The following is a 16646-nucleotide window of genomic DNA, read 5'->3' as shown; positions in this document are numbered from 1 at the left end:
CGTGGCGAATGATATAAAGATTTCCATCAAAAACCTTTACAAGATATTCGGACCAACGCCGGATGTGGCTCTGGAATATGTGAAGCGCGGCATGAACAAAGCCGATCTTCTGGATCAGCAAAACCATGTTCTGGGGCTGCGGGATATCAACGTGGATATCCTTGATGGCAAGATCACGGTGATCATGGGGCTGTCGGGCTCTGGCAAATCAACGTTGATCCGTCACCTGAACCGCCTTATTGAACCCACCGCGGGTGAAATCCGCCTGGACGGCAAAAATGTTCTGGACCTGAATGAAGAGCAGCTACGTCAACTGCGGCGGGAACAGATGTCCATGGTGTTCCAGAAATTTGCCTTGCTGCCCCATAAAACTGTGCTTGAGAACACCGGCATGGCCCTCAACATTCGTGGCTCCAAAACTGAAGATTTTGAAAGTGAAGCGGTAAAATGGCTTGCCCGGGTGGGTCTTGAGGGCAACGAGAACCAGTATCCCCATCAATTATCCGGCGGCATGCAGCAACGGGTGGGCATTGCCCGGGCACTGGTATCCAACTCCCCCATCATGCTGATGGACGAAGCCTTCTCGGCCTTGGACCCGTTGATCCGTTCAGATATGCAGGATTTGCTGCTGGAACTGCAGGACGAACTCCAGAAAACCATTGTATTCATCACCCACGATCTGGACGAAGCCCTGAAGCTCTCCGAGCATCTGGTCATACTCAAAGATGGCGAAGTGGTGCAGCAAGGCGACCCGCAAGACATCCTGCTGAATCCCAACGACCCTTACATTGAGGCCTTCATACACGACATTAATCGCGCCCGGGTACTCAGGGTGCGCTCAATTATGAAGAAGCACGCCGATAACGACGCCGACTACGCCGGAGATATTGCCGAGAAAGACAACCTTGAAACTGTACTTTCCCGCTCGGGCGGCGACACAGACAAGATATTCCGTGTGGTTCGGAACGGTGAAATGGTGGGCAGCCTCTGCATGAAAGACCTGACCCGTGCTTTGGTTCCAACCGTCGCATCACCTGAAACCAACCACCAAGGCTGATGAGCCAGCGCAGGGCAGACAACCGTTAGAGTTCGCGACCTCACCCCCGCATGCCGGAGCAAATCCGGCACACGGGGCGGCACTTGAATTTTACTGTTCACCTCTATTGTACGTCGCCTGAAACGCCTTGATCTCATCGCCTTCGGTCGTTGTCAGCAGCAGCTTGCCATTGCGCCCAATGGCCACGCGTTTTACTTTCGACATTAACTCCAGAAAACGGTCTTCCTGATTCATCAAGGCAGGAGCACAGGCCATTTTTGTTGAAAACATATGATCAAAGCTTACTCCTTCAGCAGTGAGCTCATATTGACCTCCGTAACGGTTACAGGAGGCCAGGCCGGCAAGACGGTTGCCCTCAAAAAACTCGACGGTTATACGGGAGCGATCAATAATGCCCGCGCCTGCCAGGTCTTCAACAACCCATTCAGCACCGCGGAACAGACGCTCCGGATCACCACCGCAGCCCTGAAAAACCTCACCGTTCAATCCCAGGCGGACCTGGGCCGGAAACTGGGCTCCGGACATGCTGTCTTCACACAGCTGACGGGCTACTTTTAACGTTAACTCCTGGCCACCCAATTCTCCGCGAAACTCGCGACCATGGTGGTTCGCAACGACTGTTTCAAGTGCAACCTTTTCGGGCCCCCCGGTATCGTACGGGCGGTTCAACACCAACTCTTCACCTTCTACACCGACATGCCAAAACGGCTCATTGCCTGTGGCCTCAAAGCGAGTCTCAAGCGCACCTGCCTGCAGACACTCCGGGTAGGCTTGGCCTTTTACGGTAAAAGTTGCGCGCTCGCCTTTACTCCAGAAACGGGTGTCATCGTCTCCAGGAGCGGCATAAAGCGCGCCGGAAGAACTCTCTTGCGGCGTCAGGAGCAGGCGTTTGCCCTGGTAATCGACACCAAGCAAACCACTATCGCTTGCGCTGGCCACAGTAACGCTCAACTGGCCACACTGATAATGACCTGAAGCTGCTTGCGTATCTGGCCCTGTGGCGCATGCAGAGAGAAAGAGCCCCGCCGCTGCGACGCTGGATATTTTCAAAACCCGCTGTAAGTACATGGTCACAACCTGTATTGGTAACGTGAGTGAGTGCCTGCATATTAAAGGCAAGCCTGGGTAAAACCAATTACAGGGCTGCAAAACTATTAAAAACAAGCAGCTAATCTGGCTGTTCTGCTTTTTATCGTGCTGACTCAAGGCTATGCTAAAACCCACCACTCAGGAGGCACCCATGGCTTTACGGCTTTATCAATCTGCCATATCCCACTACTGTGAAAAGATCCGCTGGGCACTGGATTACAAGCACCTCAATTATGAAACCACGAACCTGCTGCCAGGGCAGCATGTAAAGACCATGCAAAAACTCACCAAAGGCGCGGGCGCATCTGTACCTGTGCTGGTGCACGATGGTGAGGTTATTCAAGGCTCTTCCAAGATTCTCGACTACCTTGACAGAACCTTCCCTGACAACCCCGTCACTCCAGTGGACGAGCCTGCGAAGGCTCAGGCTCTGGCGTGGGAAAAGCGCCTGGATGACCTGGCAGGCCCGGCTGTGCGCTGTTACTCCTATCACCATTTCCTGCAGCGCCCGAAAATAGTGGTGCCTTTACTTGCCGCAGGTACGCCCTTCTACAACCGCATCATGCTTAGCCTGGCGTTCAGCCGGGTCGACGAAATCATGCGAAAATGGATGAAGATCAACGAAAAAACCGCTAAAGAATCCCGGAAGGTACTCGAGCAACTGCTAACTGAGCTAGCGGAAACTTATAGCCAACAGCGGTTTCTGGCCGGCGATGCTTTTTCTCGAGCTGACCTGACGGCCGCCGCCCTCTTTGCCCCGCTGTTTCAGCCACAGGCCTACCCGGTTCCCTGGCCTAAGCCCGCGAGAATTCCCAAAGAGATAAAGGCTTGGCTCAACGAGTGGCAACCACAGTTGCAGGTGCTTGCTCGAGTGTATGAGGAATACCGATAACTTTGTGGCATAAATCGCTTATCGACGGCATCTTCTGGCATGCTGACAATTCCATCCACAGCCCCCGGAACGCAACATGCAAGAACAGCCCCTGAGCCTGACCGGCCAGAATAACCACACCATAACGGGTAACGTTTTTACCCCGGACGAGCCTCGCTCGGTTCTGGTTATCGCCCACGGCATGGCAGAACACGCAGGGCGTTATGCAGACTTTGCTCGTTGGCTGGTGGAAAGGGATATAGCCGCTGTGACCATGAATCACAGGGGGCATGGACCTGCCTGCACACCCCAACAGCTTGGACACTACAGTGATACGGACGGTTGGGCAAAAGTCGTCGACGACCTGAATAAGGTTTTGCTGGATACGCGGAAACGTTTCCCGGGAACCCCTCTTTCACTCCTGGGGCACAGCATGGGCTCATTCATCGCCCAGAGTTGCGCCCAACAGCATCCGGATTCCCTGGACAGGCTGATACTCAGCGCCACCAACCGCATTAATCGCCCGGAGTTATGGGTATCCGGACTCCTGATTAATGGCATCCGCCGAGTCCACGGCCAGCACCACCGAAGCCCAACCATTGCCAGGATGTCATTCGGCAAGTTTAACCGCATGTTCCGCCCTAACCGGACAGACTGCGACTGGCTAAGCCGGGATACTGCCCAGGTAGACAAATATATTGCAGATCCACTCTGCGGGTTCGAGTGCACCACAGGCTTGTGGCATGATTTCATTCAAGGAATGCTTACAATCAAGCCTTCCAAGTGGCGCAAAGTGCTTCCGGTTCACCTGTTTGCCGGCACAGATGACCCGGTAGGGGAAATGGGCAAAGGGATTACCCGGCACTTTGAAATAATACGCAATGCTGGCATAAAGAATGTAAGCCTTCGACTATTCGACGGGGGGCGTCATGAGATGCTTAATGAGACCAATGCCGGTGAAGTCCGGGAACATGTGCTGTCACTGATAGTTTCGGGGTACTCACCCAATGCCTGATAGACATCCCCGCCTTGCCCCAAGGCTCAGGCTCAAAGCCGGCGACGCTATTGCCATGGGCCCTGGAAAGGCTCAACTACTTGAATTAATTCAGCAGCACCGCTCCATTTCTGCCGCCGCACGGGCGCTCAAGATGAGCTATCGCCGGGCATGGTTACTGGTCGATACCATGAACACCTGCTTTCAAAACCCACTGGTTCTGACTGCTACCGGTGGCAGTCGGGGCGGTGGCGCCGAGCTTTCTGAAGATGGCCTGAAGGTGCTCAACCTCTACCGACAGTACGAAAAAGCCGTAGCAGAGCGCCCTGAGCTTGCGGAGCTGGCAGCCTTGATTTGCGACAAATCCTCGACTTAAACCTCCCGAAAACAACCTGATTACTCTTGTATCCCGCCTGAGGCACCTATACTATTCCTATCGTTATATACGAGCGGATACAAGGAGAATTATCCATGCTCATAAAGAAGAAGATTGCCCGCCTGCTTGCACCTCTGTGCTTTGTGTTCGCACTGGCAACAACCAGCTCAGCCCAGGCCGCCGATGTTCGCATTGCTGTGGCCGCCAACTTCACTGACACCACCCGCCAACTCATTGCTGCCTTTGGTGAAGCGACCGGGCTGGAAGCAGTCGCAAGCTATGGCTCCACTGGCAAGCTGTATGCACAGATTGATAATGGCGCACCGTTTGATGTGTTTCTTGCCGCCGATACACGCAGACCCGAACTGCTTGAGGAGAATGGCCAGGGCGTAGCAGCTACCCGGTTTACCTATGCCCGGGGCAAGCTGGTGCTTTGGACCCCGGTACCCAACACCTTCTCTGACCCGAGTGCCTGGCTGGAATCCGGGGAGTTTGCTCGCCTTGCCATAGCCAACCCTAAAACTGCGCCCTATGGTTTAGCGGCTCAGGAGGTGCTGACCGAAATGGGTTTATGGGATGCACTGCAGGGCCGGCTGGTCCGAGGCGATTCCATTGCTCAAACCTTTCAGTTTGTGGCGACCACTAACGCTCAATCCGGCTTTGTAGCCCTCTCCCAGGTGCGCGCCTGGGATGAAAAAGATGGATCACTCTGGTTAATCCCCCAAACCTACTATTCCCCCATCAACCAACAGGCTATCCTTTTAACTCGTAGTGAGAACAACACGGCTGCTCACCAGTGGCTTGAGTTCCTGCGCAGCGACACGGCCAGAAACATTATCGAAGCCGCTGGCTATGACATCGACCACTGAGTATTAACCTGGCCAAGACCATGGGCATATACTGGGAGCCGATTTGGCTCACCCTGAAACTTGCAGGCCTGACCACCGCTCTGCTCTTGGTGGTAGGCACGCCTATCGCCTGGTGGCTAGCGCGCACCAAGCACTGGCTCAGGCAACCTATTTCAGCCATCGTGGCCCTGCCTTTGGTGCTTCCGCCCACCGTGCTCGGCTTCTATCTACTGGTTCTGATGGGCCCCAAAGGTATGGTCGGCCAGATTACCGAGCAACTGGGCCTGGGCCTGCTTCCTTTCACCTTTGAAGGTCTGGTGATTGCCTCCATTATCTATTCGCTGCCATTTACTGTGCAGCCACTACAAAATGCGTTCGGCTCGATTAACCAGCAGCTTCTTGAGGTGGCATCCACGCTCCGGGCGTCGCCCCGGGATCGTTTCTTTTCTATTGTGATTCCGTTGGCACGGCCGGGGTTTCTCACGGCCAGCGTACTGACATTTGCCCATACTATTGGTGAATTTGGTGTGGTTTTGATGATTGGCGGCAACATTCCCGGTGAAACCAAAGTGCTCTCCGTAGCCATCTACGACCACGTGGAATCACTGGAATATACGCAAGCTCACTGGCTCTCCGCCGGCATGGTGGTGTTCTCCTTCGTTGTGCTGGTCACCCTCTACTCCCTCAATGGCCGGATGCAATCCGGACTGGTGAAGTGATGGCGACACACGGAATACAAGCGCGCTTCAGCTGTCAGTTCGGGGCATTCACAATGGATGTTGATCTGGAGCTTCCAGGCACTGGGCTAACGGCCCTGTTCGGGCACTCCGGTTGCGGGAAAACAACGCTGCTGCGCTGTATGGCAGGCCTACAGGCGGCCAAAGGCAGCATGCGCATTAACGGGGATGTATGGCAAAGCGAGGGTGAGAAAAGCAGCCGCCCTGTGCACCAGCGCCCGTTGGCTTATGTTTTCCAGGAAACCAGCCTGTTTCCGCACTTGTCGGTAGAGCGAAACCTGATGTACGGGTACAAGCGAATCCCGCAAAGTGAGCGCCGGATATCCTTCGAACAAGCCGTTCAATGGCTTGGCCTTGCACACCTGCTTGGCCGCATGCCGGAAAAACTCTCCGGTGGCGAACGCCAGCGGGTGGCGATTGCTCGGGCGCTACTCACCAGCCCCAAGCTGTTGCTGATGGACGAACCCTTGTCGGCACTCGACCAGAACAGCAAACGTGAAATCATGCCCTACCTGGAGGCCTTGAGGGACAACCTGGCTATCCCCATGCTCTATGTTTCCCACTCCACGGCAGAAGTTGCAAGATTAGCGGATCATATTGTGATGATGGATGCAGGCCGGGTGGTTGCCCAGGGGCCACTGCAAACCATCATGGCGCGCACAGATCAGCCTTTTGGGCTTGAGGTTGATGCGGGAGTCATCCTTGATGCTACAGTATCGGAGCATGACGAGCGCTGGCACTTGTGCCGGGCTGATTTTGCGGGTGGGCATCTTTGGGTACGCGCCGATGAAAACCTGACTATCGGCCAAAGAGTCCGTTTGCAGGTACTGGCGAAGGATATCAGCCTTGCACGAAGCGAGCAGGTTGATCAGAGCACCCAGAACCTGTTGCCAGCAATTGTTGATGAGGTAGCCTCGGAAGTAAGCCCGGGGACATCCATGGTGCGGCTACTGGCGGGGAAAACCCCTTTCCTCTCCCGCCTGACCAGCCGGGCTGTGCACACCCTGAGCATTGAGCCCAGGCAGCAAGTCTGGATGCAGATAAAGTCTGTTGCCATTGTAGACTGACCCGCCGGGCAACAGGTCAGTCTGCCCCAAGCTCTAACGGGTTCCGAAAACCACCATGGTCTTGCCTTTAACCCGCACAAGCCCCTGGTCTTCCAGGGTTTTAAGCACCCTGCCAACCATTTCACGGGAGCAGCCCACAATGCGGCCAATCTCCTGACGGGTAATTTTGATCTGCATGCCGTCGGGGTGTGTCATGGCATCTGGCTCTTTGCACAAATCCAGCAGAGTGCGGGCAACCCGCCCAGTTACATCCAGGAACGCCAGGTCGCCAACTTTACGGGTGGTCTGGCGCAGGCGTGAAGCCATCTGCTCGCCGATAAAGTAGAGCACCCCCAGATCCTGCTGGGCAATTTCCCGGAACTTGGGGTAGCTGATTTCAGCCACCTCACATTCGGTTTTTGCCTTCACCCAGGCGCTACGGGAATCCATATTGTCGAACAGCCCCATCTCACCAAAAAAGTCGCCTGCATTGAGGTAGGCCATAATCATTTCACGACCATCATCGTCTTCAATGATCACCGTGACGGAACCCTTGACGATGTAGAAGAGGGAGTCGCTTTTGTCGCCCGCATAAATAATGGTGCTCTTTGCCGGGTAGCGGCGGCGATGGCACTGAGAAAGAAAATAGTCGAGATGTTTGGTTTTCTGCTCAACTGGCTTGATGATTGTGGCCATGATGCGGGTTGTGCCTCCTCAAATACTGGCGGGATCCGATGTTTGTTGTTCACCCGGCTTTCCCTGCGGGTTCATTTTTACCAAAAAACATAGCAACTTATAGCAAGAAGGTCTGCTTCGGGCAACTGGAAACAGTATACCGAATGTATCAGGAGCATGCGCCATGGACTGCCAGAAGCGGGCGGTTGTGCTAGCATCCTGTCCATTCATTACCATGCAGGCGGGCCATTGCCCGCCAACGCGCAACAGGAGCACACCTTTGATGAAAGCAACCGTCGATTGGGCCGGCAATGCCAGCTTCCGTGCAACCAGTGGCACTGGTCACTCCGTACAAATGGATGGCCCACCCGATCATGGTGGTGAAAACCTGGGACCCCGCCCCATGGAAATGCTGCTGATGGGCCTTGGAGGTTGTTCATCTTTTGATGTGATGAGCATTTTGAAAAAAAGCCGGCAGGATGTCACGGCCTGCCATGCTGAGCTGGAAGCCGAGCGGGCCGATGCCGTGCCTTCGGTGTTCACGAAAATTCATCTGCATTTTGTGGTGACCGGCCACAACCTTAAAGAAAGCCAGGTTAAGCGCGCCGTAAGCTTGTCTGCCGAAAAGTACTGTTCTGCGTCCATCATGCTGGAAAAAGCCGGTGTGGAAATAAGCCACAGTCACGAAATACGCAGCGCAAACTGAGCCTTACTCGCAGTACTATTCAACACCTGATGGGGCGTGCATAATACCGCCCTTTCTCCGCCGGCATGAGCAACGGGTGAACAACCTGACCCCCTGCCGGTGGCGGCCTGCGCAGAGCGTGTACGTACCGCCCTGCCGTCATTCATCTCCATAGACCGGAGGGGCTGAGCATGGAATCAAAACTCCAGTTGCACGGTTTCAACAACCTGACCAAATCCCTGAGCTTCAATATCTACGATATCTGCTATGCGCAGACTGAAGAGCAGCGTGAAGGCTATATTGATTACATCGACGAGATGTATAACGCAGAGCGCCTGACCCAGATCCTGACCGATGTGGTCAAGATCATTGGCGCCAACGTGCTCAACATCGCCCGTCAGGATTACGAGCCCCATGGGGCATCGGTTACCATGCTCATCGCCGAACATGAACTGACCGATGGTGAAGAACCAGACAACGAAGAATCCCCCGGCCCCCTGCCCGATACCATCGTGGCCCATCTCGACAAGAGCCACGTAACGGTGCACACCTACCCTGAGAGCCACCCCCACGAGGGCATCAGCACCTTTCGGGCAGACATTGACGTATCCACCTGCGGCCTGATTTCGCCCTTGAAAGTATTGAACTACCTGATCCACAGTTTTGATTCAGATGTGGTGACTGTGGATTACCGTGTGCGCGGTTTTACCCGGGATGTAGACGGCACCAAGCATTACATTGATCACGATATCAACTCGATTCAGAACTACCTGACCGAAGATACACAGAACGCTTATCAGATGATCGATGTGAACGTTTATCAGGAAAACCTCTTCCATACCAAGATGATGGTGAAAGAGTTCAATCTGGACAACCATGTGTTCGGCGAGAATGCCGACGACCTGGACCCGGAACTTGCCAAGTCCATCGAGGAACGCCTACGCCGTGAAAAACTGGAGATTTTTTATTCCCGGAACATGGAATAACACCGCCTTTTAAATCAGGCGAAGGTTCTTTGTGCCATCAGGCGCTGCACCATGGGTCTTACAATCAGATCCATGGCCAGCGCCATTTTTGTGCCTGGAATAACCAGGGTGTCATGGCGGGAGAGCGTACTGTTCTGAATGGCCTGTAACAGGTAGGAAAAATCCACCTCTGAATCATCGCGGAACCGGATAACAAACATGCTTTCATCTTCCGTAGGCACATCCCGCACCACAAACGGGTTGGAAGTGTCCACCAGAGGGATACGCTGAAAGTTGATATGGGTATGTGAAAACTGCGGCACTATATCGTTCACGTAGTCATCCATACGATTAATGATGGTTGTGACTACCGCTTCCTGGCTGTACCCACGCTGATGGGTATCCCGGTGTATTTTCTGGATCCACTCCAGATTTACGATGGGCACCACGCCAATCAGCAAGTCCACATACTGGGCAATATTATAGGTTTCACTCACAACTGCCCCGTGCAGCCCCTCATAAAACAGCAGGTCTGTGTCTGGCTGCAAGGATCCCCAGGCCGTGAAGGTGCCCGGTTTGTGGCCCTCGGCCTGCAGGTCACGATCCTCATCGTGCACATACTGGCGATACCGGCCATTGCCGGTGTGGCTATAGTCGTAAAACAGTGCTTCCAGTTTGTCGATATGGTTGGCGGCAAGGGCAAAGTGGTTACGTTCACCAAACTGGCCCTTGGCCGCAAGCCGCGCCATCTGCTCCCGGTTATAACGGTGAAAACTGTCACCGCTGACCATCGCCGCTGCCAGTCCTTCATTAGCAAACATACGCCGGAATATCTCGCTTGTGGTACTGGTGCCCGCACCGGACGAGCCGGTTACCGCAATAATGGGATGACGTTTTGACATGGCTGAAGTGCGCCGTCGGTTGAGTTAAGTTCTGGTGAGTGTTGGGTGTACGCCACAATGGCGTCAGGCAAGGCTATCGAGCGAGCGGGGCTTTTCAATCACAAAGCCCTGAGCGTAATCCACACCCAGCTGCCTCAGTGTATCCAGAACATCGCGGGATTCAACCTGGCTGGCTATCACTTCCCGATCCATATAATGCGCCATGTCCACCATGGACTGCACCATGGCACGATCCGTCTCGCTGGTATTGAGCTGGCCAGTGAAGGCATTGTCTATCTTTATCAAATCCACCGGGAGCGAGCGCATAAACTCGAAGGAGCTCGTGCCACTACCGAAATTTCCAAGACAGAACTTGCAGCCGAGTTCTTTCATTTCGATCATAAAATCAGCCACAGCTTGCACATCATTAATCGCCGATGCTTCAGTTACTTCAAACCAGAGGCGCTCGATGGGTGCGTCCTTTTCGCTCAGTTTTTCGTAAATGTACTCCAGCAGTGTCTGGTCATTCAGCGAATAGCCGGAAAGGTTAATGCACACGCCACCGAGATGGCGCGGGTCCGGTGCCTGCACCCGCAACCAGTCCAGCATGTGCCCGACCACCCAGCGATCGACGGCCTGCATGCGGTCGTAACGCTCCGCCATGCGCACAAAGTCATGGCCGGTAATGAGTGTACCGGCATCGTCGTACATGCTGATCAACACTTCGTACTGGGCCGCCATGCTCGTATGGCTGTGCAAAGGGATAATTTTCTGGCAACGCAGCAGCATGCGCTCTTCGTCCAGATCACCCAGGCTGGCGACCTTGGCAGCGATTTGCTCCTGCCGGGCCTGATCTCCAGCGCCCAGAGAATACGCAGCTACCTTGCCAAGGCCTTTTGCCCTCGCAGCGCCTAACGCCTGCTCAGAGGCTCTCAGCCAACGTTCAGCGCTAACCAGGCCTGGTAACTCCGGCACGACCCCCACACTGGCAGACAACTGGTAACTGCGATCACCGTAGTTAAATTCAGCAGATTCAACGGCTGCAATGAGGTTATGTGCTGCGTCATCCGCATTCTCGGCTGGCACCAACATGCCAAACTCATTCCCAGCCAGCCGAGCCAATGGCATTCCGCCCCCCACATGCTCACGCAGCAGATCTGCCACTCGTTTAAGGGCGTCGTCCCCGGCCTGGTAACCTGCTGTATCGTTCAACAACCGGAACTTGCGCAAATCCAGCCGGAGCAATGAACGCTGATCTTCACGCCGGGCCAACTGCTGATCGAGCATGCGTTCAAACTCGCGGCGCCCAAGAAGCCCTGTCAGCTCGTCGTGGGTGGAGGCCCAGGACAACTGGTCATAAACCTTGCGTACCATACGGTCGATGCTTTCATCCACCAACGGCCGTTCGTATTGGCTATCAGGCACGATGACGCCTTTGCGCATCTGGCGTGCAAGGGCTTCAAGCTCAAGCTCCACAACCCGCATGCCCTGGTGATTCACAAAAACAAACCGGGTGAAACCACGAGCGACCCATACCAACCGAATGTACTGCGGCTCATCGGGCTTTTCCTGATCCCGAAGCCAGTCGCCCGTCCGCAGTCGCTGAGCACGGTTTATCCAGCGCTGCAAACTACGCTGCTCACGCTCCGACAGCGTCTGTTTGAGGTCTTCAGCAGGCTTTGCTTTGGGAACCTCCACCATTTCCGGCGGGCGCTCAGGGCTGCGCACCAGAAACTGCTTCAGTTCGTCACGTATCTGGGAAGATGGCATGTGGTTACTGGAAATAGATCCCAGCCCATCCTGAATAACCCGGAGCAACTCCGGTAAATTTATAGCGGAATCGCGGTCTTCTGAAAATGCCAGCAAGGAATCAACAACCGAAAGGTAGTCCTCCCAAGCCTGGCTGTCTGCCCCCTGTCGTATCCAGGTCAGCGACAAAAGATCGCGCCAGCCGCCATCCAGCATGCTTAAAACTGCTTTCGGCACCTTTCGCCCTGCCAGTTTCTGGTTCAATACTTCCGTTGCGGCAATCTTCGACTCGGCAACTTTCTGAGCACCTTCAGCGGCAGCAGTCACTCGTTCAACATTGCGGCGGTATACCAGATTCTGGCGGTCAATAAGACCATCCAGCTCCTGAACCGTATGCTCGAAAACACCAGTATCCTGCTCAAATTCGGTGGTAATTCGCTGGACAAGTTCATCAACCCGGCGCTGAACCACCGGGTTCAGACGCCCACCCTTAACCCCAAGCTGGGCCAGCCGGTTCATCACGCCTCGAACAGGGCTGTTTTTGTCATCAAAAAATGCAGGGTCCCGCATCACCACTTTCAAGACCGGGACCTGTAGCTGGCGCATTCGCTCCTGGGCGTATTCGCTGAGTTTCGGGCTCTCAGTTACAGAGTGGAAAAAGCGGTCTACGACATCGAGCGTGCTTTGCTGTTCATCGTCCAGCTTTTTGCCGCCCTTCTCACGGACCTTTTCTACCACCCGCTCGCGCAGGGGCACCACATTACCTGCAGTCTCAATTGGCTCCGCCTGCAATTGCTGTAGCTCACGCTGCAACTCACCGGAAGACATGGGCTGGGCGTTCACAGGAAAAGGAGCGGGCTCGCTATCAGGCCCTTTTGCACGAGCAGCCGCCAGCGTTCCAAGCAAGTTGCGGACTGTTGCAAAGGCTGTTTGTGCAGCCTTGGCGTAACCCCGGAACTCGCTACTTGAGCGGTTTTTCCCGGCACCTGCATGACCACCAAACCCAGGCTCTGCCACTGGCTTTTCCTGGTGTTTCTCTTGTGTTTCACCGGGCTTTGCGCTTTCAGAGCCAGGCACAGGTGGGCTTTTTTTCGGCACAGACTTTCCAGACGTGCTGCTGGCCGTTTGCTCACTCAGATACTTGCTGAGATCGAGCTCCGGCAGCACACCATGGCGAATCAGAATATTGTTCAGTTCCTCGTAGAGCGGGCCCAGGTGTTGCAGAACAGTTTGCTCAAACACCTTCAAACAAACCTTTTCTACCTCTCTGGAAGCTTTGAGTTGGCTCAGGCCCGTATGGAAAGCTTCGCATACAAGAGACGGCCCAAGAGGGTTGTGATGTCCGGTAGCATTGGCAATACCCAGCTTGTCCAGGCGAAGTTTGAGTTGCAGCAAATCTTTGCGATACAGGGTATCGGCTTTTGTGACCATGACCCGGATTGTCAACCAGTCTTCAAACTCACCTTTATCTACCACAGACAACTCAGAACCAGGAAAGCCTTTGGGTGCCGGCTTGAGAGGAGATTCCAGGCTGCGGGCTATCTGATGCCAGATGACCCGTTGTCGGGCCTGAACCTGCCCCGAAAAATCCATAAACTCATTAGCCTGCTGGTCGTTCGTGGCTTTTTGCGCCGCCGTCTTGAGGGCCGCAGCCATTTGTACAAAACAGGCATCCACCAGCGGTTCTATATGCTGAATAACCGCACGCGCCGACTGGTGCAAAACAAACTGCACCCTTTCACTGGGGGCACGCAATGAAGCCCGGGCCTGGGTGTCAGAGCTTCCACATTGCCGTAACATAGACGCCACAGCTTCCGGATTGGTGCGGGAAAAGCTGACTCCCATGGCACCGTCTATGCGCCGGACAACATTCACATGCAGTTCGTGTCGGCGCTTTCCGCCCGGGTCCCGAAAGCGCACGATCAACTCAGAGGGAGCTCCAGACGCAAAAGCCCGATCAAGCTTGCGGGATGTTTCACCCGAATAGCGCACGAAAAGCCCCTCGGGGCAAAAGTCCGCTATCTGGCATGGCCAGGTTTCGCCCGCGCCCAGATCAATCTGGGCGGCAAGCTTGATGGGTTTGCGGGGGCTGCTTCGACGTTCTCTCGGATCCATGAACTACCTGATATTGCGCAATGCCGGAGGGGGCTGGGTATTCTGCCCGCCAGCGACTAACGTCCCTGGTCAAGTGGCTACTGCCACCTGTTGTTATATTAAAATGCTAGTGCTGACGACTAGTACGATAAGTGTACTATAGCGACCCATTACGGATACATAAACAGTCCAGCCATAGCGCCGTGCCCTATGAAACAGCTTAGTCAGATCTATGCCATTTTACTACTGACCACACTACTGAGTGGCTGCTCTTCATTCAGCTATTACGCTCAGGCTATTCGCGGACATCTGGCTTTGACAGTATCGGGCAAACCGGTCGACAACCTTATTGCCAGCGATGACACGCCTGAGGAACTACGCGACAAGCTTGTTCTTTCGCGCCAGGCTCTCCACTTTTCTGATGACCGGCTAGGGCTAACGCCCGGAGACACATTTACCGAATATGTGGTTCTGGAGCATCCCTGGGTAGTGGTTAACCTTGTGGCAGTGCCTGAATTTTCCCTGCAACCACACCATTGGTGCTACCCGATTCTGGGCTGCCAAGCTTACCGTGGCTACTTCCAGCTGGAAAACGCCCGGAAAGAAGAGCAGAAATTCGATGCCAAGGGCTACGACACTTTCATTGGCGGGGTCACTGCCTACTCGACTCTGGGCTGGTTTGATGACCCATTACACTCGGGCTTTACCAACCTTGCCGAGGATCGCATGGTGGCCCTGATGTTCCATGAGCTGGCCCACCGGGTGCTGTATATCAATGGGGACACCGCCTTCAACGAGAGCTTTGCTACCGCCGTCGAACTGGAAGGCCTGCGACTCTGGCTGGAGCACAGGGGTGATCCGAAACCATTCCGGCAAGCGCTGAGCCGACTTGAACTGCGCGACCGCACCCATGCCTTGGTAGCAGCCGCCAGTGCTGAACTGGATCAGCTCTATCAACAGCAGGGCGCGCTTTCAGAAAGCCATCTGCGCGAGCAAAAGCAATTCATCTTTGATGAGCTCAACACCGCCTACGAACAACTTCTGGCCAGCACGGCCAACGGCGAAAATGGCCCGTTCGGCCCACCACCCGTTGCCTTCAACAACGCCCGAATTGCTCTTTTTACCCAATACAACCAGCACGTACCGGCCTTTCGACAGTTACTGAAACAATCCGGTTACGACTTTCCCGCATTTTACCGCGCTGCGAAGACCCTTTCCGTGCAGCCTGAAGCCCAGCGCCAGCAGGCTCTGAAAGAATTGTCAGAGCGGTTTAAAGAACACTTTTGAGTTACGTTGTGTATTGTAAGCAGCAAGCTTTGGCCCGGGCAAAGCCTGAACGGTACTGGGCAAGAACCCACGCTCACGAAACCAGTGCTCGGTTTGTGTGGTGAGCACGAACAGTTTTTGAATACCCTGGCTACGGGCGTGTTTTTCCACCATCAGCAAAATCTCGTCGCCACGGCCTGCGCGGCGATAGGCGGAATCGACTGCAAAACAGGAGAGTTCACCTGCACCTTCTTCCGGGTAATTGTGCAGGGCCGCGCAGCCAACAATCGTGCCATCACGCTCCGCAACAACAAAGTTATCAATATCGGTCTCCAGCATTTCCCGAGACCGCCGTACCAGAATGCCCTGCTCTTCCAGTGGCTCAATCAGCCCCAGAATGCCACCGATATCCTCGGCCCGAGCCTGTCGAATTTGCTCATAGTGATCACCACTGACCAACGTACCCGTGCCATCCCGGGTGAACAGTTCTTCCAGCAAGGCGCCATCGTTCACGTAACTGATAAAGTGCGCCCGCCTGACACCCTTTACACAGGCATCGCAGGCAGCCCGCAGCAAGTCTGCGTCGTGCCCGGATACAGTTCCATCCGCCAGCCGCTCGGGCGCTTGTCGAGCTGACAGCTCACGAATCAGGGAACCGTCCTGCTCAAGCAAGCCCACGTCATCAATAAACACCATGAGCTTTTCCACCTGCAGTGCGGCGGCTACCTGACTACCTACATCCTCATAGGACAGGTTAAAGGCATCCCCTGTAGGCGAGTAGCCCATGGGTGGCAGCAAAACGATATGGCCTTGCTCCAGAAGCTTCTCAATGCCGGCCACATCAACGCGCCGCACTTTACCTGTGTACCCGAAATCGATTCCATCCAGCACACCCACCGGCTTTGCAGTCACATAGTTACCGCTGCTGACCCGAATGCGGGCATTGTGCATGGGGGAGTTCACGAGCCCCATGGACAGTTGGCTTTCAAGGTAAGCCCGCAAACCACCGGTTGCTTCCATAACCAACGGCAAATGGTCTTCCGGGGTGATGCGCAAGCTGCGGGAAAAAGACGATTCGAACCCGGCTTCATCCAGACGACGCTGAATCTGCGGGCGGGAACCAAAGGCAACAACCAATCGCACACCCAGGCTGCTCAACAAGGCAATGTCATGAACAATGTTGATAAAATTCTCATGCACCACCGCATCGCCCGGAAGGGTCAGCACGACTGTGCGGCCACGATGGGTATTGATATAAGGCGATGAATGGCGAAAAGAGTGCAGCCAGCCGTTTGATTTCAAGTAGTGTTCTC

The 16646-nt window shown here is 54.8% G+C and carries 15 protein-coding genes; 10 read left to right on the top strand and 5 right to left on the bottom strand.

The annotated features are described in order from the left end of the window. Position 1: 1 nt before the first annotated feature. Positions 2–1057, top strand: a complete 1056-nt coding sequence (locus CDH47_RS01295; RefSeq protein ID WP_100638023.1) for a betaine/proline/choline family ABC transporter ATP-binding protein — start codon at positions 2–4, stop codon at positions 1055–1057. A gap of 90 nt (positions 1058–1147) precedes the next feature. On the opposite strand, the gene CDH47_RS01290 is transcribed toward CDH47_RS01295, so the two are convergent. Further along, positions 1148–2125 carry an META domain-containing protein gene (locus CDH47_RS01290; protein ID WP_100638022.1) on the bottom strand — a complete coding sequence of 326 codons (978 nt, stop codon included), beginning with the start codon at positions 2123–2125 and terminating at the stop codon, positions 1148–1150. 172 nt (positions 2126–2297) lie between these two features. On the opposite strand from CDH47_RS01290, the gene CDH47_RS01285 reads away from it, so the two are divergent. The 6 genes from CDH47_RS01285 (at position 2298) to modC (ending at position 7039) form a co-directional block, all read left to right on the top strand. Further along, complete coding sequence (locus CDH47_RS01285) at positions 2298–3038, top strand: glutathione S-transferase family protein (RefSeq protein ID WP_100638021.1); 741 nt, start codon at positions 2298–2300, stop codon at positions 3036–3038. A gap of 76 nt (positions 3039–3114) precedes the next feature. After that, positions 3115–4032 (top strand): alpha/beta hydrolase, encoded by a 918-nt coding sequence (locus tag CDH47_RS01280; RefSeq protein ID WP_100638020.1) that lies wholly within the window; start codon positions 3115–3117, stop codon positions 4030–4032. Next, positions 4025–4387 (top strand): winged helix-turn-helix domain-containing protein, encoded by a 363-nt coding sequence (locus CDH47_RS01275; RefSeq protein WP_100638019.1) that lies wholly within the window; start codon positions 4025–4027, stop codon positions 4385–4387. Before CDH47_RS01280 ends, CDH47_RS01275 begins: the two co-directional genes overlap by 8 nt. A 95-nt stretch (positions 4388–4482) precedes the next feature. After that, on the top strand, positions 4483–5256 hold the full coding sequence (gene modA / locus CDH47_RS01270) for a molybdate ABC transporter substrate-binding protein (RefSeq protein ID WP_100638018.1): 774 nt from the start codon (positions 4483–4485) through the stop codon (positions 5254–5256). A 20-nt stretch (positions 5257–5276) separates the two neighbouring features. Further along, a complete protein-coding gene (modB, locus tag CDH47_RS01265; RefSeq protein ID WP_100638017.1) occupies positions 5277–5954 on the top strand; it encodes a molybdate ABC transporter permease subunit in 678 nt (225 codons plus the stop codon). Continuing rightward, positions 5954–7039 (top strand): molybdenum ABC transporter ATP-binding protein, encoded by a 1086-nt coding sequence (modC, locus tag CDH47_RS01260; protein WP_100638016.1) that lies wholly within the window; start codon positions 5954–5956, stop codon positions 7037–7039. Before modB ends, modC begins: the two co-directional genes overlap by 1 nt. Positions 7040–7072: 33 nt before the next feature. Here the strand turns inward: modC and crp are convergent, their stop codons facing one another. Beyond that, entirely contained in the window at positions 7073–7714 is a 642-nt protein-coding gene (gene crp, locus CDH47_RS01255) for a cAMP-activated global transcriptional regulator CRP (RefSeq protein WP_100638015.1), read from the bottom strand. A 262-nt stretch (positions 7715–7976) separates the two neighbouring features. Between crp and CDH47_RS01250 the strand changes: the two genes are divergently transcribed. Together CDH47_RS01250 and speD are read left to right on the top strand one after the other, a co-directional pair. After that, positions 7977–8399, top strand: a complete 423-nt coding sequence (locus CDH47_RS01250) for an OsmC family protein (RefSeq protein ID WP_100638014.1) — start codon at positions 7977–7979, stop codon at positions 8397–8399. A 170-nt stretch (positions 8400–8569) separates the two neighbouring features. Next, a complete protein-coding gene (gene speD / locus CDH47_RS01245) occupies positions 8570–9364 on the top strand; it encodes an adenosylmethionine decarboxylase (protein WP_100638013.1) in 795 nt (264 codons plus the stop codon). A gap of 14 nt (positions 9365–9378) precedes the next feature. On the opposite strand, the gene CDH47_RS01240 is transcribed toward speD, so the two are convergent. Further along, complete coding sequence (locus CDH47_RS01240) at positions 9379–10245, bottom strand: phosphoribulokinase (RefSeq protein WP_100638012.1); 867 nt, start codon at positions 10243–10245, stop codon at positions 9379–9381. A gap of 63 nt (positions 10246–10308) precedes the next feature. Then, positions 10309–14088 carry a DUF1631 family protein gene (locus tag CDH47_RS01235; protein WP_100638011.1) on the bottom strand — a complete coding sequence of 1260 codons (3780 nt, stop codon included), beginning with the start codon at positions 14086–14088 and terminating at the stop codon, positions 10309–10311. A 189-nt stretch (positions 14089–14277) separates the two neighbouring features. Here CDH47_RS01235 and CDH47_RS01230 point away from each other — a divergent pair, with 189 nt between their 5' ends. Then, positions 14278–15354, top strand: a complete 1077-nt coding sequence (locus CDH47_RS01230; protein ID WP_100638010.1) for an aminopeptidase — start codon at positions 14278–14280, stop codon at positions 15352–15354. Here the strand turns inward: CDH47_RS01230 and argA are convergent. Further along, positions 15328–16635, bottom strand: coding sequence for an amino-acid N-acetyltransferase (gene argA, locus CDH47_RS01225; RefSeq protein WP_100638009.1), 1308 nt, complete (start codon positions 16633–16635; stop codon positions 15328–15330). The two genes, CDH47_RS01230 and argA, sit on opposite strands and share 27 nt — an antisense overlap. Between the last annotated feature and the right edge of the window lie 11 nt (positions 16636–16646).

Source organism: Marinobacter salexigens (genome assembly GCF_002806945.1).
Taxonomy (GTDB): Bacteria; Pseudomonadota; Gammaproteobacteria; order Pseudomonadales; family Oleiphilaceae; genus Marinobacter; species Marinobacter salexigens.
The sequence above is the reverse complement of the archived record's forward strand: the minus strand, read 5'-3'. Positions and strand labels throughout refer to the sequence as shown.

What these genes read in the sequence shown, in the direction of transcription:
- CDH47_RS01290 (WP_100638022.1), bottom strand. Translation starts at nt 2,125, where the DNA reads ATGTACTTACAGCGGGTTTTGAAAATATCCAGCGTCGCAGCGGCGGGG.
- modA (WP_100638018.1), top strand. Translation starts at nt 4,483, where the DNA reads ATGCTCATAAAGAAGAAGATTGCCCGCCTGCTTGCACCTCTGTGCTTT.
- CDH47_RS01280 (WP_100638020.1), top strand. Translation starts at nt 3,115, where the DNA reads ATGCAAGAACAGCCCCTGAGCCTGACCGGCCAGAATAACCACACCATA.
- CDH47_RS01250 (WP_100638014.1), top strand. Translation starts at nt 7,977, where the DNA reads ATGAAAGCAACCGTCGATTGGGCCGGCAATGCCAGCTTCCGTGCAACC.
- modC (WP_100638016.1), top strand. Translation starts at nt 5,954, where the DNA reads ATGGCGACACACGGAATACAAGCGCGCTTCAGCTGTCAGTTCGGGGCA.
- speD (WP_100638013.1), top strand. Translation starts at nt 8,570, where the DNA reads ATGGAATCAAAACTCCAGTTGCACGGTTTCAACAACCTGACCAAATCC.
- CDH47_RS01285 (WP_100638021.1), top strand. Translation starts at nt 2,298, where the DNA reads ATGGCTTTACGGCTTTATCAATCTGCCATATCCCACTACTGTGAAAAG.
- CDH47_RS01240 (WP_100638012.1), bottom strand. Translation starts at nt 10,245, where the DNA reads ATGTCAAAACGTCATCCCATTATTGCGGTAACCGGCTCGTCCGGTGCG.
- modB (WP_100638017.1), top strand. Translation starts at nt 5,277, where the DNA reads ATGGGCATATACTGGGAGCCGATTTGGCTCACCCTGAAACTTGCAGGC.
- CDH47_RS01275 (WP_100638019.1), top strand. Translation starts at nt 4,025, where the DNA reads ATGCCTGATAGACATCCCCGCCTTGCCCCAAGGCTCAGGCTCAAAGCC.
- CDH47_RS01230 (WP_100638010.1), top strand. Translation starts at nt 14,278, where the DNA reads ATGAAACAGCTTAGTCAGATCTATGCCATTTTACTACTGACCACACTA.
- crp (WP_100638015.1), bottom strand. Translation starts at nt 7,714, where the DNA reads ATGGCCACAATCATCAAGCCAGTTGAGCAGAAAACCAAACATCTCGAC.
- CDH47_RS01235 (WP_100638011.1), bottom strand. Translation starts at nt 14,088, where the DNA reads ATGGATCCGAGAGAACGTCGAAGCAGCCCCCGCAAACCCATCAAGCTT.